16 protein-coding genes are annotated in these 17,706 nt (G+C 62.4%); 5 read left to right on the top strand and 11 right to left on the bottom strand.

The features are described 5' to 3' along the window. Positions 1 to 44: 44 nt before the first annotated feature. Complete coding sequence (locus tag CR492_RS11930) at positions 45 to 944, bottom strand: metallophosphoesterase family protein (RefSeq protein WP_180982524.1); 900 nt, start codon at positions 942 to 944, stop codon at positions 45 to 47. Between the two features lie 22 nt (positions 945 to 966). Next, positions 967 to 1,938 (bottom strand): iron exporter MbfA, encoded by a 972-nt coding sequence (mbfA, locus tag CR492_RS11925; protein ID WP_102843962.1) that lies wholly within the window; start codon positions 1,936 to 1,938, stop codon positions 967 to 969. A gap of 177 nt (positions 1,939 to 2,115) precedes the next feature. On the opposite strand from mbfA, the gene otnI reads away from it, so the two are divergent. Together otnI and CR492_RS11915 are read left to right on the top strand one after the other, a co-directional pair. After that, positions 2,116 to 2,961, top strand: a complete 846-nt coding sequence (gene otnI / locus CR492_RS11920; protein ID WP_102843961.1) for a 2-oxo-tetronate isomerase — start codon at positions 2,116 to 2,118, stop codon at positions 2,959 to 2,961. A gap of 168 nt (positions 2,962 to 3,129) precedes the next feature. Continuing rightward, on the top strand, positions 3,130 to 3,636 hold the full coding sequence (locus CR492_RS11915) for a GNAT family N-acetyltransferase (RefSeq protein ID WP_102843960.1): 507 nt from the start codon (positions 3,130 to 3,132) through the stop codon (positions 3,634 to 3,636). Between the two features lie 51 nt (positions 3,637 to 3,687). Here CR492_RS11915 and CR492_RS11910 read toward each other — a convergent pair whose 3' ends face one another. The 4 genes from CR492_RS11910 to CR492_RS11895 all read right to left on the bottom strand — a co-directional run bounded on the left by CR492_RS11910 (position 3,688) and on the right by CR492_RS11895 (position 8,754). Further along, positions 3,688 to 4,278: a histidine phosphatase family protein gene (locus CR492_RS11910; protein ID WP_102843987.1), complete on the bottom strand. Its 591-nt coding sequence runs from the start codon at positions 4,276 to 4,278 to the stop codon at positions 3,688 to 3,690. Positions 4,279 to 4,408: 130 nt separating this feature from the next. Then, positions 4,409 to 6,505, bottom strand: a complete 2,097-nt coding sequence (locus CR492_RS11905) for a hypothetical protein (protein ID WP_102843959.1) — start codon at positions 6,503 to 6,505, stop codon at positions 4,409 to 4,411. A gap of 165 nt (positions 6,506 to 6,670) precedes the next feature. Continuing rightward, entirely contained in the window at positions 6,671 to 7,342 is a 672-nt protein-coding gene (locus CR492_RS11900; RefSeq protein WP_102843958.1) for a response regulator, read from the bottom strand. Beyond that, positions 7,339 to 8,754 carry a sensor histidine kinase gene (locus CR492_RS11895; RefSeq protein WP_102843957.1) on the bottom strand — a complete coding sequence of 472 codons (1,416 nt, stop codon included), beginning with the start codon at positions 8,752 to 8,754 and terminating at the stop codon, positions 7,339 to 7,341. The genes CR492_RS11900 and CR492_RS11895 overlap by 4 nt, the downstream gene beginning before the upstream one ends. A gap of 168 nt (positions 8,755 to 8,922) precedes the next feature. Here CR492_RS11895 and CR492_RS11890 point away from each other — a divergent pair, with 168 nt between their 5' ends. After that, entirely contained in the window at positions 8,923 to 9,426 is a 504-nt protein-coding gene (locus tag CR492_RS11890; protein WP_102843956.1) for a DUF2380 domain-containing protein, read from the top strand. Between the two features lie 12 nt (positions 9,427 to 9,438). Continuing rightward, complete coding sequence (locus tag CR492_RS11885) at positions 9,439 to 9,978, top strand: DUF3280 domain-containing protein (RefSeq protein ID WP_102843955.1); 540 nt, start codon at positions 9,439 to 9,441, stop codon at positions 9,976 to 9,978. A 7-nt stretch (positions 9,979 to 9,985) separates the two neighbouring features. Here the strand turns inward: CR492_RS11885 and CR492_RS11880 are convergent, their stop codons facing one another. The 3 genes from CR492_RS11880 to CR492_RS20510 form a co-directional block, all read right to left on the bottom strand. Continuing rightward, complete coding sequence (locus tag CR492_RS11880) at positions 9,986 to 10,582, bottom strand: DNA-3-methyladenine glycosylase (protein ID WP_102843954.1); 597 nt, start codon at positions 10,580 to 10,582, stop codon at positions 9,986 to 9,988. A gap of 16 nt (positions 10,583 to 10,598) precedes the next feature. After that, the gene (locus CR492_RS11875) at positions 10,599 to 10,979 is read right to left on the bottom strand and encodes a nuclear transport factor 2 family protein (protein WP_102843953.1); all 381 of its coding nucleotides are present in this window, start codon (positions 10,977 to 10,979) and stop codon (positions 10,599 to 10,601) included. Between the two features lie 112 nt (positions 10,980 to 11,091). Then, positions 11,092 to 13,662 carry a tetratricopeptide repeat protein gene (locus tag CR492_RS20510; protein WP_146030249.1) on the bottom strand — a complete coding sequence of 857 codons (2,571 nt, stop codon included), beginning with the start codon at positions 13,660 to 13,662 and terminating at the stop codon, positions 11,092 to 11,094. Between the two features lie 281 nt (positions 13,663 to 13,943). Between CR492_RS20510 and katG the strand changes: the two genes are divergently transcribed. Beyond that, positions 13,944 to 16,145: a catalase/peroxidase HPI gene (katG, locus tag CR492_RS11860; protein WP_102843950.1), complete on the top strand. Its 2,202-nt coding sequence runs from the start codon at positions 13,944 to 13,946 to the stop codon at positions 16,143 to 16,145. Positions 16,146 to 16,188: 43 nt separating this feature from the next. Here katG and CR492_RS11855 read toward each other — a convergent pair whose 3' ends face one another. After that, on the bottom strand, positions 16,189 to 17,004 hold the full coding sequence (locus CR492_RS11855; RefSeq protein ID WP_102843949.1) for a TIGR00282 family metallophosphoesterase: 816 nt from the start codon (positions 17,002 to 17,004) through the stop codon (positions 16,189 to 16,191). 68 nt (positions 17,005 to 17,072) lie between these two features. After that, complete coding sequence (locus CR492_RS11850) at positions 17,073 to 17,666, bottom strand: 5-formyltetrahydrofolate cyclo-ligase (protein ID WP_102843948.1); 594 nt, start codon at positions 17,664 to 17,666, stop codon at positions 17,073 to 17,075. Between the last annotated feature and the right edge of the window lie 40 nt (positions 17,667 to 17,706).

Below are 17,706 nucleotides of genomic sequence, written 5' to 3'. Positions count from 1 at the left end.
GCCATTGCGAGGAAGACGCCGATCGGTTCAGGGACGGCGCCGGTTCACAGCGCCAGCGCGCCAAGATCGCCGATCAAACCAGACCCCGGCAAGACGCCGCGGGCATAGGCCTTGATCTCATAGTCCTGCAGATTTCCGGAGATTTCGAACAGATGATAGCCGGCCCTGTGGCGCGCGGCGAGGCGGGCGGACGAGGCCGATGGCGCGCCGACGACCGGCGTCTTGCGCGAGCGGCCCGCGTCAAGATAGGCGACGCTCGTCTTGTGGTTGTGGCCGTGCAGGATCAGCTCCGCCCCGCGGCGCCAGATCATCTCTTCGAATTCACGGGCGTCGATGAGGCCGCGCGCAAGCCCTGCCGCGTCGACCTGCGGCGGGTGATGCAGCATCACCACCCGGATGAGATCGCGCGTCGCGCAATCGGCCAGCATGGCGTCGGCCCATTCGAGCTGGCGGCGCCCAAGCCGGCCCGAGGCGATGAAGAAAGGCGTCGGCACGGCGGACGAGAGGCCGATCAGGGCGACATTGCCGCGCACCCGAAGATAGGGATAGCGCGCCGCGGTTCCCATTTCGCCCGTCGTCCAGGGCGCGAAGGCGCGGGCAAGATCAGGCAGCGAGCCGCGCACATAGGCGTCATGATTGCCCGGAACGAAGCTGACGTCCTCGCTCGGGCCCAGCGTCTCGAGCCATTTGCGGGCAAGCTGGAATTCGGCCGGAAGGCCGATATTGGCGATGTCGCCGGTCATGGCGATGTGATCGGGATTTTGCGCTTTGACGTCCGCGACGATGTGACTGAGCGTCGCCATGTCATGCACGAGATGACGGCCGCGGCGCCAGTTCAAATAGCCGGTGACGCGCTTGCCGAGCAGCTCGCGGCGGCGCGGGCGCGGCAGCGGGCCGATGTGGGGATCGGTCAAATGGGCGAGGCGGAACAGCACGGGCGCCACTATCAGCGCCGCCCCTTATCCGTCAAGACGCGCCGATGAGAATGCCGGTGGCAAGGACGATCGCGCCGCCGAGCACGATCTGCAGCACGGCCTTGACGAAGGGCGTGTTCATGTAGCGCGCCCTGATCCAGGCGATCGCCCAAAGCTCGATGAAGACGACGGCGGCCGAGATCGAGGTCGCGATCCAGAAAGCGTTCGGCCAGGCGTCGGGCACGAGATAGGGCATCGTATGGCCAAGGCCGCCGACGGTCGTCATCGCGCCGGTTACCACGCCGCGCACGATCGGAGAGCCGCGGCCGGAGAGTTCGCCATCATCGGACAAGGCCTCGGCGAATCCCATGCTGATGCCGGCGCCCAGCGACGCGGCGAGGCCGACCAGGAAAGTCTGCCAATTATTATGCGTGGCGAAGGCTGCGGCGAACAGCGGCGCTAGCGTCGAGACCGAGCCGTCCATCAGTCCGACAAGGCCCGGCTGAATATATTCGAGGATGAATTGGCGCCGCCCGGTCTCGGCTTCCGCCGCCCCCGCCGGTCCGCCCGCGATCGACTGTTCAAGTTCGACGGCGAACTCCTGATGGGAGCGCTCGTCGCGGACAAGGCGTTGCAGGAGATCGCGTACGGCGGGATCTTTTGCGCGTTCGGCGGCGCGGGCGTAGAATTTGACCGTTTCGGCCTCGCGCGCTTCCGCCTCGTGGCGGATGGCGGCAAGCGAGAGGTTGCCCGTCAGCCAGATCGGCGGCCGCCGCACGAAAGAGACGACGTCGGCTTTGCGGATCGGGATGATGATCGGCCCGAAACGGTCCTTGTAAAGCTCGCTCAGCGCCTCGCGATGGTCGAGCTCAACTTCAGCCATGCGCTCGAACATTTCGGCGGTGGCCGGATAGCGCTCCTTCAGCTGCTCGGCGAACAGCATATAGACGCGATTGTCCTCTTCTTCCGAGGCGATCGCCAGGGCGAGGATTTCCCGTTCGGTGAGATCTGAAAGTCGCGTCAAGAAGTCGGCCCCCTTTATGAATTAGAATTAGTCTAAATTATGGAAGGAGCGCAACAGATCGGGCCGCGTGAATATGCCGCGTTCTATGTGCATGACGCCGATAAGCGGCAAATGCTGCGGGCCGATATTATGCGTTAACGATCTGGAATTGATTACCCTTATCGTCAAGGAACGCCGATGCTTCGTTTCGCCGCGAACCTCACCATGATGTTCAATGAATGGTCCTTTCTGGACCGCTTCGACGCCGCGGCTGACGCCGGGTTCGAGGCCGTCGAATATCTGTTTCCCTATGATTTCCCGCCGGAGGCGATCGCCGCGCGGCTGGAGCGCAATCATCTGACCCAGGCTCTCTTCAACCTGCCGCCTGGCGATTGGGCGGCGGGCGAGCGCGGCCTTGCCGCATTGAGCGGTCGCCTCAAAGAGCTTCAGAACAGCGTCGAAACCGGCCTCGCCTATGCGGCGGCGACCGGCGTCAAGCGCCTGCATCTGATGGCGGGAATTGCCGACCGCCACGACGCCGAAAGCGTCAAGGCCTATCGCAAGGCCGTTGCATGGAGCGCCGAAAAACTCGCCCGGTGCGGCGTCGATCTTTTGCTCGAGCCGATCAACGCCCGCAACATGCCGGGCTATTTCCTCAACGACTTCGCCTTTGCCGAAAGCCTCATCCGCGACCTCGGCCTGCCGAATGTCAAACTGCAATTCGACGTCTATCATCGCCAGATCATGCAGGGCGACGTCACGATCGCGTTGCGGACCTTGATGCCGATCATCGGACATATCCAGATCGCCAGCGTCCCCTCGCGGCATGAACCCTGTGGGGAGGAGCTGAACGATCCGTTCCTGTTCGAGGAGATCGAGCGGCTCTCCTATGACGGCTTCATCGGCTGCGAATATGTTCCGCGCCAGGGCACGCTTGCGGGCCTTGGCTGGTTCACGCCCTACGCCGCAAAGTCCGCCAATGCGGGCGGCCAACGGCGGGCCGCCATTGTCGACGTTCTCGCCCCCTCGCCCGAGGGACGTTAGAGCAGAACCGATCCAAGTGGATCGGACTTCTCCTCTAACCCATTGTTTCAACGCATCCGCCTGGCCCAAAAAGCCTTCAGCATTTCGGGCGGATGCTCTAGAAAGGCTAGCCGAAGCGCTTGGCCCTGTTGGCTCTCGCAGCGTCACGATCTTTGAACAGGCCTCGCCATGGCGGCTCTCTCCCTTGTCCTAACGCCGCAGACCGCGGGCGATCTCGCCGCGATCGAGCGGCTCGACGAACACGCCTTCGGGCCGGGCCGCTTCGCCCGTTCAGCCTATCGCCTGAGGGAAGGCGTCGAGCCCGATTACAGCCTGTCCTTCGTCGCGCGGGTCGGAACGCTGCTTGTCGGCGCCAATCGCATCACGGCGATCCGCTGCGGCGAGGCTCCGGCCCTGCTGCTCGGCCCGCTCACCGTCGATCCGGCCTTCCGCTCCGGCGGCATCGGCGAAGCCCTGGTGCAGAAATCGCTCGACGCCGCCCGTGCCGCCGGCCATGGGCTGGTGCTGCTGGTCGGCGACCTGCCCTATTATGAAAAGATGGGATTTCGCCGCGTCCCGCCGGGCAAAATCACTTTCATTGGGCCGGTCGATCCCGAACGGCTGCTCTATTGCGAGTTGGTCGAGGGCGCGTTGAACGCGGCCGGCGCAAAAGTGCGGCGCGTGCGAGCGCGGTGAGATATACGGCGCCTCGGCCTGCGGCGCCCCAGTCGGGCGTCTGCGCCATCGCTACGTTAGCGGAACATCCGTGTCGCCCGCGAGAAGACGCGGAAACAGCTGGCGGAAGCTCCATGGTGCATCGGGGCCGGAGCGGTCGAACCGCAGCGCGAGGTCGAAACGGTCGCCGTTCCAGCGCGTCGGAAGCTGCGGGATCTTCTGCTTGCCGGCGATGAGCGTCAGGATCGGATCGACGATGTGCTTGTGCTCCCAGCAGACCAGCACGACGCCGGCGAGGGCGCAAACCTCTGCGACCATCTTCCCTTCTTCGCCGACCGCATAGCTCGTCCGAGGAGAAAGGCCGAGCCGTCCGCACAGCGGCGTGACCGTCTCGTCCGGCCTCCTGCTGGCGTCGCCCCCATCCGTCGGCGGCTCGTCGGGATTGGCGGCATAGACGATGTCCGGCGTCGGGTAGTCGCCGCCCGGAGTGAGTCCGCACCCGAACAGCGCGGCCCACGCGCCTGCGCGCTGCCAGCCCCGGACCACGAGCGAATGTTTGTCCGTCTCGCCGAATGACGTCAATCCGGGCCCCCGGTCAGGATCGCCGGGCTTTGCCGCAGGCTTCTCGGCGTGGCGAATCAATATGATGGTAAGCGCCGACATGGCTTCCTCCTTGTCGCGGAGAACGGGAACCGTCGCGCAGGCTGGCAGCTTCAACCAATCAAAAGGCCGCGTGCCGGGTTCGGCGGCGCCGAAGCGATTGAGCGGACGCGGAAGAGAACGCTTTCTGACTTTACGCCGCCCGCTTCGCTCCGCGACGCCCCTCATAAAGCCAGGCCGCAACCACGCTGCCGAGCAAGGCCAGCAGCCCGGCGAGGCCGATCGCCAGCGGCGTCACGCCGACTCCCTTGACCTCGCTCGCGCCATTGCGCTTGATCGCAGCATAGTCGGAGCCGCCATAGATCGGGCTTTCACGCATCGCCACAAGGCGCGGCAGCGCGATCTCCCCCGACGCGCCCTCACTGAGCCGCCGCACGGTGCCGCCGCTTGCCTCCGCGAGCGGCCGCAAGCGGTCCGGCGTCGAGACCACCTCCTGAAATTCGCGCGGATTGTCCGGCCCGACATTGGCGAGAACGGACAGCGCGCCGTCGGTCAGTTTGTAGAGCCCGAGCTCCGGCGCATCAAAGCTCGCGCGCCACAGACCCGGCTCGGCGGGTTTCAGCGTCGCGGTCGCCTCGACGCCGGACGGCGCGGTGATTTTGACGGGGGGATTGTCCGCCTTGAGGCTCTGGCGTTCGATCTCGATCTTTCGTCCGCGAACAGTGGCGCGCAGCGCCTCCTCCTCCAGCTCCGGCTCCTTCATCAGCCAATGGGCGAGGCGGCGCAGCAGGTCGAGATGGGGACCGCCGCCCTCAAAGCCCCGCGCCCACAGCCACATCTGATCGGACAGCAGCAGCGCGACGCGGCCCTTGCCCTCGCGCGAGAGCACCAGCAACGGCTTGTGATCGGCGCCGTCGAGAACGCTGGAGCCGCGCGTCACCTGCGCATTGACCTGGCGGAACCATTCGCTCCATGCCGGCGGGGTCTGCTCGGCGCCGGGCAGTCCGCGGGTCACGGGGTGTTTTTCGCCATCCTTCGAGATCGCGGCGCGAAAGGGGCGCTCGGTCAGATCGCCGTCCGGCCGCGCCGGCGCGATGCGCCCGAGCGGCGAAAAATAGAGCCCGTCAGGCCCCGAAAAATCCGGCCCCGCCGCCAGCATCAGGGCGCCGCCTTCGCGCACATAGCGCACGATATTGTCGAAATAGACCAGCGGCAGCACGCTCTGGTTCGAATAGCGGTCGAACACGATGAGGTCGAACTCCTTGATCTTGCGGCCAAAGAGGTCGGCGGTCGGAAAAGCGATCAGGGAAAGTTCATTGATCGGCGTGCCGTCCTGCTTTTCCGGCGGCCGCAGGATGGTGAAATGCACCAGATCGACGTTGGCGTCGGATTTCAAAAGGTTGCGCCACATGCGCTCGCCCGAATGCGGCTCGCCGGAAACCAGCAGAACCTTGAGCTTGTCGCGCACCCCCTCGATCGTCACCACCGCCTTGTTGTTGATGGCCGTCAATTCGTCCGGCAGCGCCTCGACCTCGAGTTCGACAACATTTTGGCCGCCGTGCTCGATGCGCACCGGCACGCGTACGCGTTCGCCCGGCTTGGCGAAGAGGGTCGCGACAGGTGCCCCGTCGCGCCGCACTTTCAGGACGACCGGATCGTCCCTGGCGGCGGTGTCGAGCACCTTGAGCTCGATCGTCTGATCCTTGCCGACAATGCCAAAGCGCGGCGCTTCAATGAGTTCGATGCGGCGGTCGCGCTCGCCTTCGTGGCCGGTAATCAGAGCATGCAGCGGCGCCTTGAAGCCAAGCGCCTCGACTTTTGCCGGAATGTCGTCGACGAGCCCGTCGGTGACCATGAAGACGCCGCCGATCCGCTCCGGCGGGACGTCGGCAAGGCCGGCGTTCAAAGCCGAAAACAGCCGCGTGCCGTCGGCGTCCTCGTCGCCGCGGCCGCCGTCGATCACGCGAACTTCGACATTGCCAAGCGCATTGATCTGTTTTTGCAGATCCTCGCTCGCCTTGCGGGTCTGCGCGGCGCGCTCGCCGATGGTCTGGCTGCCGCTCTGATCGACGACGATGGCGACGACATCCTTGAGGCCGGCGCGATCTTCGCGAACGAGGGACGGATTGGTCAGGGCTAGCAGCAGAAGGGCAAGGCCGAGCGCGCGCAAAACCGTCCCGCGCCGGCGGGCGAGAAAGCCCAGCGCGACGACGATGAGCGCCAGCGCGCCAAGCCCGACCAGAACGGCTGGGGGCAGCATCGGCGCGAAGGACAAATTGAACTGATTCATAAAACCCTGGAGCCTCGGGAGTTAAGCTTTGTCGTTGCGGGCGCCGTCCAGAATACGCTTGTTCGAGGCCCCCGCCACGCTCCCGATTTTCCGCGCCACAACTCAGCGCACCGCCCAGTTAAAGCGCGAATTGTGGTCAATTTCAAATCGCGCTACGCCGCGGCCTCAAAGCGGCGCGATCTCATCCCTCTCGCCCTCGGCGCCCAAAATCCCCTGCCGCAGCGCCACGAGAACCAGAGCGATGTCCGAGGCGACGCCAAGCTTGGCCTTGATGAGATAGCGCGTGTTGGCCACCGTCTTCGGGCTGAGGCCCAAAATCGCGGCGATGGCCTCGGTCGATTTTTCCGCCAGCAGCAGACGCAAGATTTCGAACTCGCGCGGCGTCAGCACGTCGGTCGCAACCGGCGTTTCAGTGACGCGGCTCAGCGCAAGCTCATGGTCGATGTCGGCGCTGAGCGCGATTTTGCCCTGCAGGATGTCGAAGGCGGCGCGGACCAACGCTTCCGGCGGGCTGCTTTTCGTGACATAGCCCTTCGCCCCGGCGCGGATCGCCTGCACCGCAAAGGCTGCGTTCTGATGCATGGTGAACACCAGAATGCGGGCGGCCGGATCCCATTGCCGGATGCGCTTGATGGCCTCGAGGCCGCCAAAGCCCGGCATGGTCAGATCCATGATGACGAGGTCGGGCTTCACCTGCTTGAACAGGCGGTAGGCCTCGGCGCCGTCGCTCGCCTCGGCAACGACCTTGAGGCGCGGCTGCTGCTGCAACAGCGCGCGGTAGCCTTCGCGCACGATGGCGTGATCGTCGACGAGCAGGATGGTCGCGGCCCCGCTCATGCCGCGGCCCGCGTTTCGTCCGCAGGCGGCGCCGGCGGGACGGGAATGCGCGCGCGGAGCGCAAGGCCGCTCGGGCGCGAGGCGCGAAGGCTCAAACTGCCGCCGAGCGCTTCGATGCGCTCGCGCATGCCAAGCAGGCCCATGCCCGATTTGGCGTCGGCTCCGCCCTTGCCGTCATCGTCGACGGCAAGCTCGATGTGAGCCCGCCGGTCCGATCCCTCGGGCTCGCGCAAGCTGAGCCGCAGCGTGACATTCGAGGCCTTCGCATGTTTCGCCGCATTGGTGATGGCTTCCTGCGCGACCCTGTAGAGGCTTGCGGCGAAATCGCGCGGCAGCGCGTCGAATTCGCCGTTTAGCTCGATCGAAAAACGTGTGGCGCCAGCGCGGCCGTTCCATCCGGCGACAAGGCCTTCAAGGCTCGCGGCAAGGCCGAGTTCATCGACGTCCGGCGGGCGCAGCCGCAGCAGCGCGCCGCGCAGCGCTTCCATCATATGCGCGGCCGTGCGCCCGATGCTCTGGCACGGCGGCTCCAGCGCGGGGCAGTCGCGCCGCGCGGTCTGCCCGGCCGAGGCGGCCATGGCGCCGATCGCGGCGAGACACTGGCCAAATTCATCATGCAGCTCCCGTGCAAGATGAAGCCGCTCCTCGTCCTGCACCGCGATCAGCCGCCGCGTCAGCGCGTTGCGCTCGGCCAGCGTCGTCTCGAGATTACCGGCAAGATCATTGAACACCGCGCCGACCGCCGAAAGCTCGGCAAGGTCGAAGGGCGGCAGACGCGCCGAAAGATCGCCGCCGGCGAGCCGCTCAAGACCTTCGCGGATCGCCCGGGTCGGCCGCAAAGCGCCCGCCAGCGCCGCATAGACGAGGACGCAGAGCCCGACCAGCGTCGCCGCCATGATTGCGAGGAGCCGGCTCGTCTCGCGCCAGCTTTGGCCGATGAGGGTCTGCCGATCGATCGAGGCCACGGCCTCGCCATGCGCCGCGCCGCCATACATCACCGGATGGGCCGCTTCACGCCCCGCGCCGAACAGGCGCTGATAGAGCGCGGCGAAAAGCTCCGGCGCGGCCGCGTCGCCCGGCGCCGCGCCGCTGCAAAGGCGCTGAACGATGTCACCATTCTCAGTGCGAAAGGCGATGCAAAGGCCGGGCGCCATCACCGCCGTCGCGATGCGCTGCAAATCCGGAAACGGATTGGACCCGCCCCCTGCGTGGGGAATCTGCACCCAATGGGCGACGCCCTGTTGCAGGGCGAGATCGCCCGCAACCGCCTCGGCGACCGCCTCGGCCCTGGCCCGCGCGGCGCGATCGGTATCGAACAGAACATAGGCTGCGGCAGCAGCGAAACAGGCCGCCGCGAGCGCCGCAACGCGAAGGGCGAGGCGAAGTTTCAGATCAAGTTTTGGCGCCGGCATGGACGGCTTCTTTCATAGGAACGCGCGGCCCCAATCTACGGGCGGAGCGCGCCGCAAGGAAGGCGCGCGTCAAAAATCGGGCAATTTGCCCGGCAGGCGCCGGGACGGGTGCGCTGTTCGCCCCACGCCATCCGCGCAATGTAGCGTCGAACCAGGGGAGATTGTCGGATGCGTTGTTTGCTTCTTCCTATTCTGGCGGCCGGACTGTGGTTTGCGCCGTCCTGCGGCATAGCCGCCGAACCCGAGCAGGGCGCGGCGATCGCGGTGATCGACTTCGACTATGTCGACACTTCGGGCGAGCCGCGCGATCAGAGCAAGGAGCATGAGGCGCGGCTCGCCGCCTTCATGGACGCCCTGAAAAGCGATCTCGCCAAGGGCGCAAAATTCCGCGTCGTCGCGGCAGCCTGTCGCCCCGACCCCTGCTCTGTTCAGGGCGCGGGCGTCCCGGCTCTCGTCGCCGCGGCGCGCGAGGCCGGCGCGGATATTCTGCTGATCGGCGGCGTCCACAAGATGAGCACGCTGGTGCAATGGGCGAAAATCGAGGCAATCGACGCGAGGACCGGGCGCGTGCTGTTCGACAAGCTGTTCACTTTTCGCGGCGATACGGATGAAGCCTGGCAACGCGCCGAAAGCTTCATTTTTGGCGAGCTCGCCGCGTTGCCGCGGTCGTAAGGGATTTTGGCGATGACTAACCGAATCGCGTTGCGCGCGCGCCTTTGGCTTGGCCTCTGCGCCGTTGTTTGTTTGATGGGAGCGCTAGCGCCTGTTGCGGCCGGCGCCGATCCCGCGCCAATCGCTATCGCCGTCTTCGATTTCGAGCTCGATGATTTCAGCGGCGGCGCGGGGATCGCCGGCGATCACGCCGCCGATTTGGGCTATCTCGATCAGGCGACGAGCGCGGCCCGCAAGCTGATCGCCGAGTCGGGACGCTACCGGCTGGTCAATGTCGCGGGCGCCGACAGCGAGGAGGCAAAGGCGCGCGCGCTGCACCTCTGCAACGGCTGCGAGGCCATGCTCGCGCAAAAACTCGGCGCCGATCAATCCTTTGTCGGCATCGTCACGCGGATCACCCGCACCGATTATGTGGTGCGCTTCCAGATCCGCGACGCGCATACGGGCGCTGTGGTGTTGGCGCGGACGAGCGATTTGCGCATCGGCGCGGATTATTCCTGGTCGCGCGGGGCGGCGGCGCTCGTGCGGGACAAGTTGCTCGGGGGGGGTTGAGGGGGCCTTATCCGTTGAGCGATCCCGGACCGCTGACGAAGGGATTGCCGCGAAGATAAAACCGCAAGGGGCGCTCCGCCTCCTTCGAAATGCCGATCCGGATGCTCTGCCCGATTTCGCCGGCTTCCTCCTCTGCGCCCGCGAGCCACAGAGGGCCTTGCCGGCAAAGATCGCGCCCGTCCAGCGAAGGATCGATCCGCAACGCCGCGGCGAGCCGTCCGGGACCCCGCGCCAGATCGCGCAGGCGCATGATGTTGCGATTGGCTTGCATGATCGGAACGCCTTCGCGCGGCTCGAGCGCCCGGATCAGCACGCCGGCGCCGATCCCTTCCGCCTCGCTCGACACATTCAGCATGTATGAGCTGCCATAGGCGAGATAGACATAGGCGTGGCCGCGTTCGAGAAACAGCGACCGGTTGCGCCGGGTCATGCCGCGGTAGCCATGGCCGGCGGCGTCGCCGACGACATAGGCCTCGGTCTCGACAATGCGGCCGCTCACAACGCCTTCAGGCAATTCCCGCACGACGAGCTTGCCGATGAGAAAACGGGCGAGAGCGGTGGTGTCGACCGGCAGATCGGAGCGGGCGAGCGGGCGGCGGGTCACTCACTTCAGCCGGGTTTCAGGGCATAAGCTCGACCCATTGCGCGCGCGAAGCGCCCGGCTCGAACGTATCGGCGAAATATTGCGTCTCGCGAGCGATTTTGCCATCGCGGAACTCCATGATGCTCACCGTGTAGGACGGGCGCCCGTCATAGGTCAGAATAAATTCGGTGACCCAGAGATCGCCCGCGCCAACAATCCGCCGCACGGTAAAGCGTTTTTGGTTCGGCTGCGCGGCGCGAGAGGCCTGAATGTTCGCGCGCCCGCGAATGCGCTCGCCCGATTGCGGATATTCGAGCACCGCGTCCTCGCGGTAAATCTCGTGCTCGGCCGCAAAGTCGTTGGCGTCGGAGGCGGCCCAGTGGCGATCCAGCGCCGCGCGAATTTTTGGGTCTTGCATGGCGGAACTCCTTGAACACGATGTTGTATTGCGCTGTCGGGGCGAGAAGCACACTGCCGGTTCGACAACTCATGCGGTCTCCGCAATGCGACGATCCGCGTCGTGCTCAAGACTATGCCTTTCCTAGTTTGAATTCCCACAATCGAGCATTAGTTGCTTTCGCTTTCCCATCTGCATGCTCATCAATGCTGTATTCGACATACTTTCCATTACACATTTCTGCCCAAAGACTTTCATCCACACTAGCGCGTGCGATGAACGCATCCACCCCCTCTTCATCTCTCAGAAAACCGAATGTTTCCTTTCGGCCCTGGACCTTCATCAAACCGACGCGGCGCGGATAAATATCGCGTGCACATTTCTCATTTAACGCGGAAACCGCAAAAGCCGGGTGAAGCTTACGGATCGTAAGTTCAAGAGTATCTAACATTTCTAAATCACAAAATTGTTCATATCTCTGCATCGATTCGATAACAGGCAGGGCTTTCTGCAAATGCTCCACCAAAGTAGCGTCAAAATATTCCTGACTTAGCCCAGAAACAAAAGCCTGAAGGCCCCTAAGTGATTCAAACGCACCCCTTGGATCCCCAGATCTCAATAAAAACTCGGCCTGACGATAGTACAACTGTGCCTGAAGATCCGAGACCAGCACACCGTCTTTGTGACTCAAAAACCCGACACCATAAGCCTTGCTTAAAAGTCCCTGTGCAGAACCAAAGTCGTAAAGGAAGAATTTGTTTCGAGCCGCCTCTCGAAGAACCGGAACGGCGAGCGGATCAGATTCCAACGCGATATCGAATTGTTTTGACGCTGCAGGGTAATCACCAAAACTTCTTATAAGAAAGCCGCCGTAGAAATGATGCAACTGAGGTTGGTTAATGCCGTACTCAAAAGCCGTCTCGTAGGCGTTGGCCGCGCGCGGGTTATCGCCCTGCCTGAAAGCGACGAAGGCCTCTATCCTAAATATTTCAAAGTAATCAGGACTTATTATTTTCGCCTCGTCAAGAATCCCGTATGCATCCTCAAAATTTTCTCTTAGGGCGAGCGAGACAGACTGACGCAATTTTTGAGCGACTATAGCTTCAGATTTCGATCGAACAATATAATTTCTTGGGTCGTATCTATTCCTCCGCTCTCCCCCTCTTTCTGTTTGATATATACTTTCTATGTTTCTATATCTTGCAATTATTTCTACAGAATTTGTTGGCAATTCTTTTAGAACACGTACAAGATATGATTTAGCAAACATTTTAACATTATAAAGGCGCTCATACGCAGTTGACTGCGTGCTGTCTATTAAAGCGAATCTAAGAAGATCAGTCAACGATGACTCTATTTGTTCTGCAGAAAAATGGCTTACATGCTGTATCACCGTTGCCGATACAGCAACGGGAATGGTTGACATGACTGCAAATATTTGTCGAGTTGTCGTATCAAGTTCTGTAAAAATATTCTCCATACAAAATCGTAGCGCAATCTCTGGATTACTCGTGATCTTTGCTGGTTCGAGCCCTGACAAAACGCCTAATGCAAACCATTTCAAAAGTAGAGGTTTGTGACCCAAGCGCGCGACATACAATTTTATCTTATCCAATGCATCATTTCTTAGCCTTCCTATATCATAGGCTTCGATGAGCCGTTTCAAATACGCAACTGATTCTGATTCTGAAAATGATTCAACAACAACTGAGAGGTCTGATCCGAGAGGTACCCGCGACGTAAACAACAGCTTACTAACGCCAGGAACATCGGCCGCGAATTCCTTTATCGTTTTGTCCAAAACCGTTTCAAGATTGTCAATGACAAGTAAAATTTTGTTCTGCTCAAGCAATCTTCGGACTCTATCAATTGGGCTGTCAGTTCCTGCTTCGAACGTGTCGGCGATTTCACCAAAAATGCCTAATGAGCTTGTTATCGCCCCTTCAATTCGGGTGATTTCGTTGTTTGAAAGTCGAGTAGATTTGGCGGATACCCAAACAATAGCGTCAAAGGCGTGGTCATTTGAATGAACAAGCCCATATAATGTTTGAAGAGTCAGGGCTGTTTTTCCGTTGCCACCATCGCCAAGCACCGTGATAACAGGATGACGTCCCAGTATTTTTTTCTTGAGATCCCTTTCTAGGGACGGACGAGGCAAAAATCCCGTATCATCGTATTCGGGCAAAGGCAGGTTGTTTAATACCTCTTGAGTAGAGTCATCCTCGGTAAGAGGGATCGATAAATTAAGGAAAGAATTTGGGTTATTATTGAAGTTTCTGTAAATTTTATTTAACTCAGACCAATAACTCGGAGCACGCAGAAATTCGTTTGCTAAAGAAAAACCTAAAGCATAATCCTCTGTTGTAAGAGGCCTCCCGTGCATAACGGAATTGCGTATCGGAACACATTTCATAAACGATTTATATTTATTATTGTAATAATTTGCAGAAGATATATCCATGACTTGCTTATGTCTTAGCAATATTTCGTATTTCTCTCCCATGTCTAGCCCGTATAAAAGATCATAGTCATCACCGATGTCGAGACCAATTTCTCGATTCTGCAAACGAGCAATAGCTTTCGTTTTTTGCGGTTCAAGTAATAGATCAGGTTGAGATAAGGAAATAGAGCGAATTTTTGCAACGAGGTCACGCTCGATAGCGTCAAAAAACAAAAATAATGCAACGCGCTGATAGCTCGCCATTCGTTATATCTCCAACTTCTTTTTAGATTAATTGAGCTTTCAAAAGTAAATGCTTCCCCGCACCGGAACCATTTCATGCGCCTTCCCTATAGCCCCACCGAAACGATGAAAACTGCCAGAGTGCAACACCACGCTGTAGAGAGTGCCGACCTCCGCCTCAAAGCGCGAGGTTGGCAGTTTGGCCCTTGCTCCCGATCATAGCAATCGGATTAATCTATTTCCTCCGCCCCCCTCCTGGTGCCATTCTCCCTTAACGAAAAACCAGTCAGGGCGGAGACGATATGAACGTAGAAGCCAAGTGCCCCATGGATGGCGGCAAGGTGGACGGCAACGCCGTTCTTTTCGAGATGACCAACCGGCTCTGGTGGCCAAATCAGCTTGATCTTTCGGTGTTGCATCAGAATCCGCCGGCCGGCGATCCGATGGACAAGGGCTTCGATTACGCCACCGAGTTCAAGAGCCTCGATCTTGCCGCGGTGAAGCGGGACCTTTTCGCCCTGATGACCGACTCGCAGCCGTGGTGGCCGGCCGATTTCGGCCATTATGGCCCCCTTTTCATCCGCATGGCCTGGCACAGCGCCGGAACTTACCGGATCGGCGACGGGCGCGGCGGCGCCGGCGCGGGCGCGCAGCGCTTCGCCCCGCTGAACAGCTGGCCGGACAACGCCAATCTCGACAAGGCGCGCCTGCTGCTCTGGCCGGTCAAGCAGAAATATGGCCGCAAGCTGTCCTGGGCGGATCTGCTGATTCTGGCCGGCAATTGCGCGCTGGAATCCATGGGCGCCCGGACCGCCGGTTTCGGCGGCGGGCGCAAGGACGTCTGGGAGCCGCAAAACGATATCAACTGGGGCCCCGAGCGCGAATGGCTTGGCGGCGACAAGCGCTATAGCGGCGAGCGCGATCTCGCCAATCCGCTGGCCGCCGTCCAGATGGGGCTGATCTATGTCAATCCCGAAGGCCCGAACGGCGTGCCGGACCCGCTCGCCGCGGCGCGCGACATTCGCGAAACCTTCGCGCGCATGGCGATGAATGATGAGGAAACCGTCGCGCTGATCGCCGGCGGCCACACCTTCGGCAAGACCCATGGCGCCGCGGTTCCCGACCAATATGTCGGCCCGGAACCCGAGGGCGCGCCGATCGAGATGCAGGGCCTCGGCTGGTCCAACAGCTACGGTTCCGGCGCCGGCCCCGACGCCATCACCAGCGGCATCGAGGTGATCTGGACGCAGACCCCGACGCAATGGAGCAATAATTTCTTCAAGAACCTGTTCGAATTTGACTGGGAGCTGACGTCGAGCCCGGCCGGCGCGCATCAGTGGCGCCCGAAAAACCCGGAAGCCCAGGGCACGGTGCCGGACGCCTTTGACCCGGCCAAACGCCATGCGCCGTCCATGCTGACGACCGATCTCGCGCTGCGCTTCGATCCCGCCTATGAGCCCATCTCCCGGCGCTTCTACGAGAACCCGGATCAGCTCGCCCAAGCCTTCGCCGAGGCCTGGTACAAGCTGACCCACCGCGACATGGGCCCGCATTCCCGCCTGCTCGGCCCGGAAGTTCCCGGGCCGCGCATCTGGCAGGATCCCGTTCCGCCCGCCGACCATCCCTTGATCGACGGCGCCGATATTGCCGCGCTCAAGGCGCAGATCCTTGACTCCGGCCTGTCGATCTCGCGGCTGGTTGCGACCGCCTGGGCCTCCGCCGCGAGTTTCCGTGGTTCGGACAAGCGCGGCGGCGCCAATGGCGCCCGCATTCGCCTCGCGCCGCAAAAGGACTGGGCGGTCAATGAGCCCGAGCAACTGGCGGCGGCGCTGGCCAAGCTTGCCGCGATTCAGACCCGATTCAACTCGGCGCAAACGGGCGGCAAGAAGGTTTCGCTGGCAGATCTGATCGTCCTTGGCGGCTCTGCCGCCGTCGAGGCGGCGGCGAAAAAGGCCGGCCGCGACATCGCCGTACCCTTCGCGCCGGGCCGGACCGACGCCTCGCAGGAGGAGACGGATATCGACAGTTTTGCGCCGCTCGAACGCAAGGTCGACGGTTTCCGCAATTATGTCGGCGTGAAGCTGCCATGGTCGGAGGAGGAGGCGCTGGTCGATCGCGCGCATCTGCTGACGCTCACCGCGCCCGAATTGACGGCGCTGGTCGGCGGGTTGCGCGTGCTCGGCGCGAATTTCGGCGGATCAAATCTCGGCGTCTTCACCGACCGCCCTGAAACGCTGACCAACGACTTCTTCGTCAATCTGCTGAAAACCAGCTTTGCGATGAAATGGGAAGCCAGTAGCGACGGCACATTCGTGGCGCGGGACCGCGCAACCGGCGAACAGAAATGGGCGGGCTCGCGCGTCGATCTGATCTTCGGGTCGAACTCGCAGCTTCGCGCGCTGTCGGAGGCCTATGCGACCGATGACTCCGGCGACGCTTTCGTCAACGCCTTTGTCGCGGCCTGGACCAAGGTGATGAACCTCGACCGCTTCGATCTCGCCTGATTCTTCCACACGGGCTCCCGGCGTCTGCCGGGGGTCCGCAGCCTCACCAAAACGCCGGCCTCGCCTCGGCGAGCCTGCCGCCGATCCGCACCGGCGCGACCTGTGTCGCCAATCCCTGCGCGTCCAGCTCCACGGCGACGCCGCAGAGGGTGGCGGGACCTGAGGCCGGCTCGAAGCGCGAGGTCGGCAGCTTGGTCGTGAACCGGCGCACCGGCTCTTCCTTGTCCATGCCGATGACGGAATCATAATCGCCGGTCATGCCGGCGTCGGTCATATAGGCGGTGCGCTGCGCGAGGATGCGGCAGTCGGCGGTCGGCACATGGGTGTGCGTGCCGACGACCAGCGAGACGCGGCCGTCGACGAAATAGCCGAACGCCTGCTTCTCGCTCGACGCCTCAGCGTGAAAATCGACCACCGCCGCGTCGCAGCCGATCCCGAGCGGGCAGGCCTTGAGCTCGCGCTCGATCGCCGCAAAGGGATCGTCGAGCGCATCCATGAACACGCGGCCCAGCACATTGACGACGAGCACGCGGGCGCCCGAGGCCGCCTCGATCAGGTTCGCGCCCCGCCCCGGCGTTCCGCGCGGATAGTTGACGGGCCGGATCAGGCGCGGCTGGCGGGCGATGAAGACAAGCGCGTCGCGCTGGTCGAAGGCATGATTGCCGAGCGTGACGCAGTCGGCCCCGGCGGCCAGAAATTCGTCGCAGACCGCCTCCGTGATGCCAAAGCCGCCGGCGGCGTTCTCGCCATTGACGATGACAAAATCGAGGCCCCATGCCGCGCGCAGTTTCGGCAGTTCGGCGTTAATGATGGAACGGCCGGCGCGCCCGACCACATCGCCGATAAACAGAAGACGCATGCGCAAGAACCCGTCGAAAACGCCGTCCGCCCCGGCGGACCCGGCGTTGCGACGAAAAAACCAGAATTTCAGGCCGAATCCGACACGCGGCAGTCGATCAGCTCTTTTTCGGTTAGCACGAAATCGAGCCGCTGGTCATGCGCTTCATGCGGGATTTTATCCGTCTCCTGGCTGGCGTAGGCGACGCCGACCGCGACGATTTTCTTGCGCGCGCGCAAGCCCGCCAGCGTGCGGTCGTAAAAGCCGGCGCCATATCCGATCCGGTGCCCGGAACGGTCGAAGGCGGCCAGCGGCACGAACAAAAGATCGGGCGCGACCTCGGCCGCCGCCGGCGCCGGCTCGGAAATGCCCATCTTGCCGGAGACCAGCGCGTCGCCTGGACGCCACAGCCGGAACACGAGAGGGGTTCCACGCGCGCCGGTGATCGGCAGCGCGGTCAGTACGCCGCGCTCGGCCAGCGCCTCGATCAGCGGCATGGTCGAGGCTTCATCCCGCAGCGAGAAATAGGCCGAGACAATGCCGGGCTGCATCTCGGCCACGATCGCCGCGCCCGCGACGGCAAGATGCGCCGCGAAGGCCTCAGAATCGATCACGGCCGCAGCGGCGCGGCGGCGGGCCAGGGCTTCGGAGCGCAAAACTTGCTTTGAGAGGGGCGTCTGCATGCAGCGTCGGTCGGAGGAGGCGTCCAGGCGCCCGCTCGAC

Origin of the sequence: Methylocella silvestris, from assembly GCF_002891535.1 — a bacterium.
In the GTDB taxonomy this organism is placed as follows: Bacteria; Pseudomonadota; Alphaproteobacteria; order Rhizobiales; family Beijerinckiaceae; genus Methylocapsa; species Methylocapsa silvestris_A.
The sequence above is the reverse complement of the archived record's forward strand: the minus strand, read 5'-3'. Positions and strand labels throughout refer to the sequence as shown.

Coding starts and splice junctions, on each gene's coding strand:
- otnI (WP_102843961.1), top strand. CDS start 2,116: ATGCTTCGTTTCGCCGCGAACCTCACCATGATGTTCAATGAATGGTCC.
- CR492_RS11915 (WP_102843960.1), top strand. CDS start 3,130: ATGGCGGCTCTCTCCCTTGTCCTAACGCCGCAGACCGCGGGCGATCTC.
- CR492_RS11910 (WP_102843987.1), bottom strand. CDS start 4,278: ATGTCGGCGCTTACCATCATATTGATTCGCCACGCCGAGAAGCCTGCG.
- CR492_RS11905 (WP_102843959.1), bottom strand. CDS start 6,505: ATGAATCAGTTCAATTTGTCCTTCGCGCCGATGCTGCCCCCAGCCGTT.
- CR492_RS11900 (WP_102843958.1), bottom strand. CDS start 7,342: ATGAGCGGGGCCGCGACCATCCTGCTCGTCGACGATCACGCCATCGTG.
- CR492_RS11895 (WP_102843957.1), bottom strand. CDS start 8,754: ATGCCGGCGCCAAAACTTGATCTGAAACTTCGCCTCGCCCTTCGCGTT.
- CR492_RS11890 (WP_102843956.1), top strand. CDS start 8,923: ATGCGTTGTTTGCTTCTTCCTATTCTGGCGGCCGGACTGTGGTTTGCG.
- CR492_RS11885 (WP_102843955.1), top strand. CDS start 9,439: ATGACTAACCGAATCGCGTTGCGCGCGCGCCTTTGGCTTGGCCTCTGC.
- CR492_RS11875 (WP_102843953.1), bottom strand. CDS start 10,979: ATGCAAGACCCAAAAATTCGCGCGGCGCTGGATCGCCACTGGGCCGCC.
- CR492_RS20510 (WP_146030249.1), bottom strand. CDS start 13,662: ATGGCGAGCTATCAGCGCGTTGCATTATTTTTGTTTTTTGACGCTATC.
- katG (WP_102843950.1), top strand. CDS start 13,944: ATGAACGTAGAAGCCAAGTGCCCCATGGATGGCGGCAAGGTGGACGGC.
- CR492_RS11855 (WP_102843949.1), bottom strand. CDS start 17,004: ATGCGTCTTCTGTTTATCGGCGATGTGGTCGGGCGCGCCGGCCGTTCC.
- CR492_RS11850 (WP_102843948.1), bottom strand. CDS start 17,666: ATGCAGACGCCCCTCTCAAAGCAAGTTTTGCGCTCCGAAGCCCTGGCC.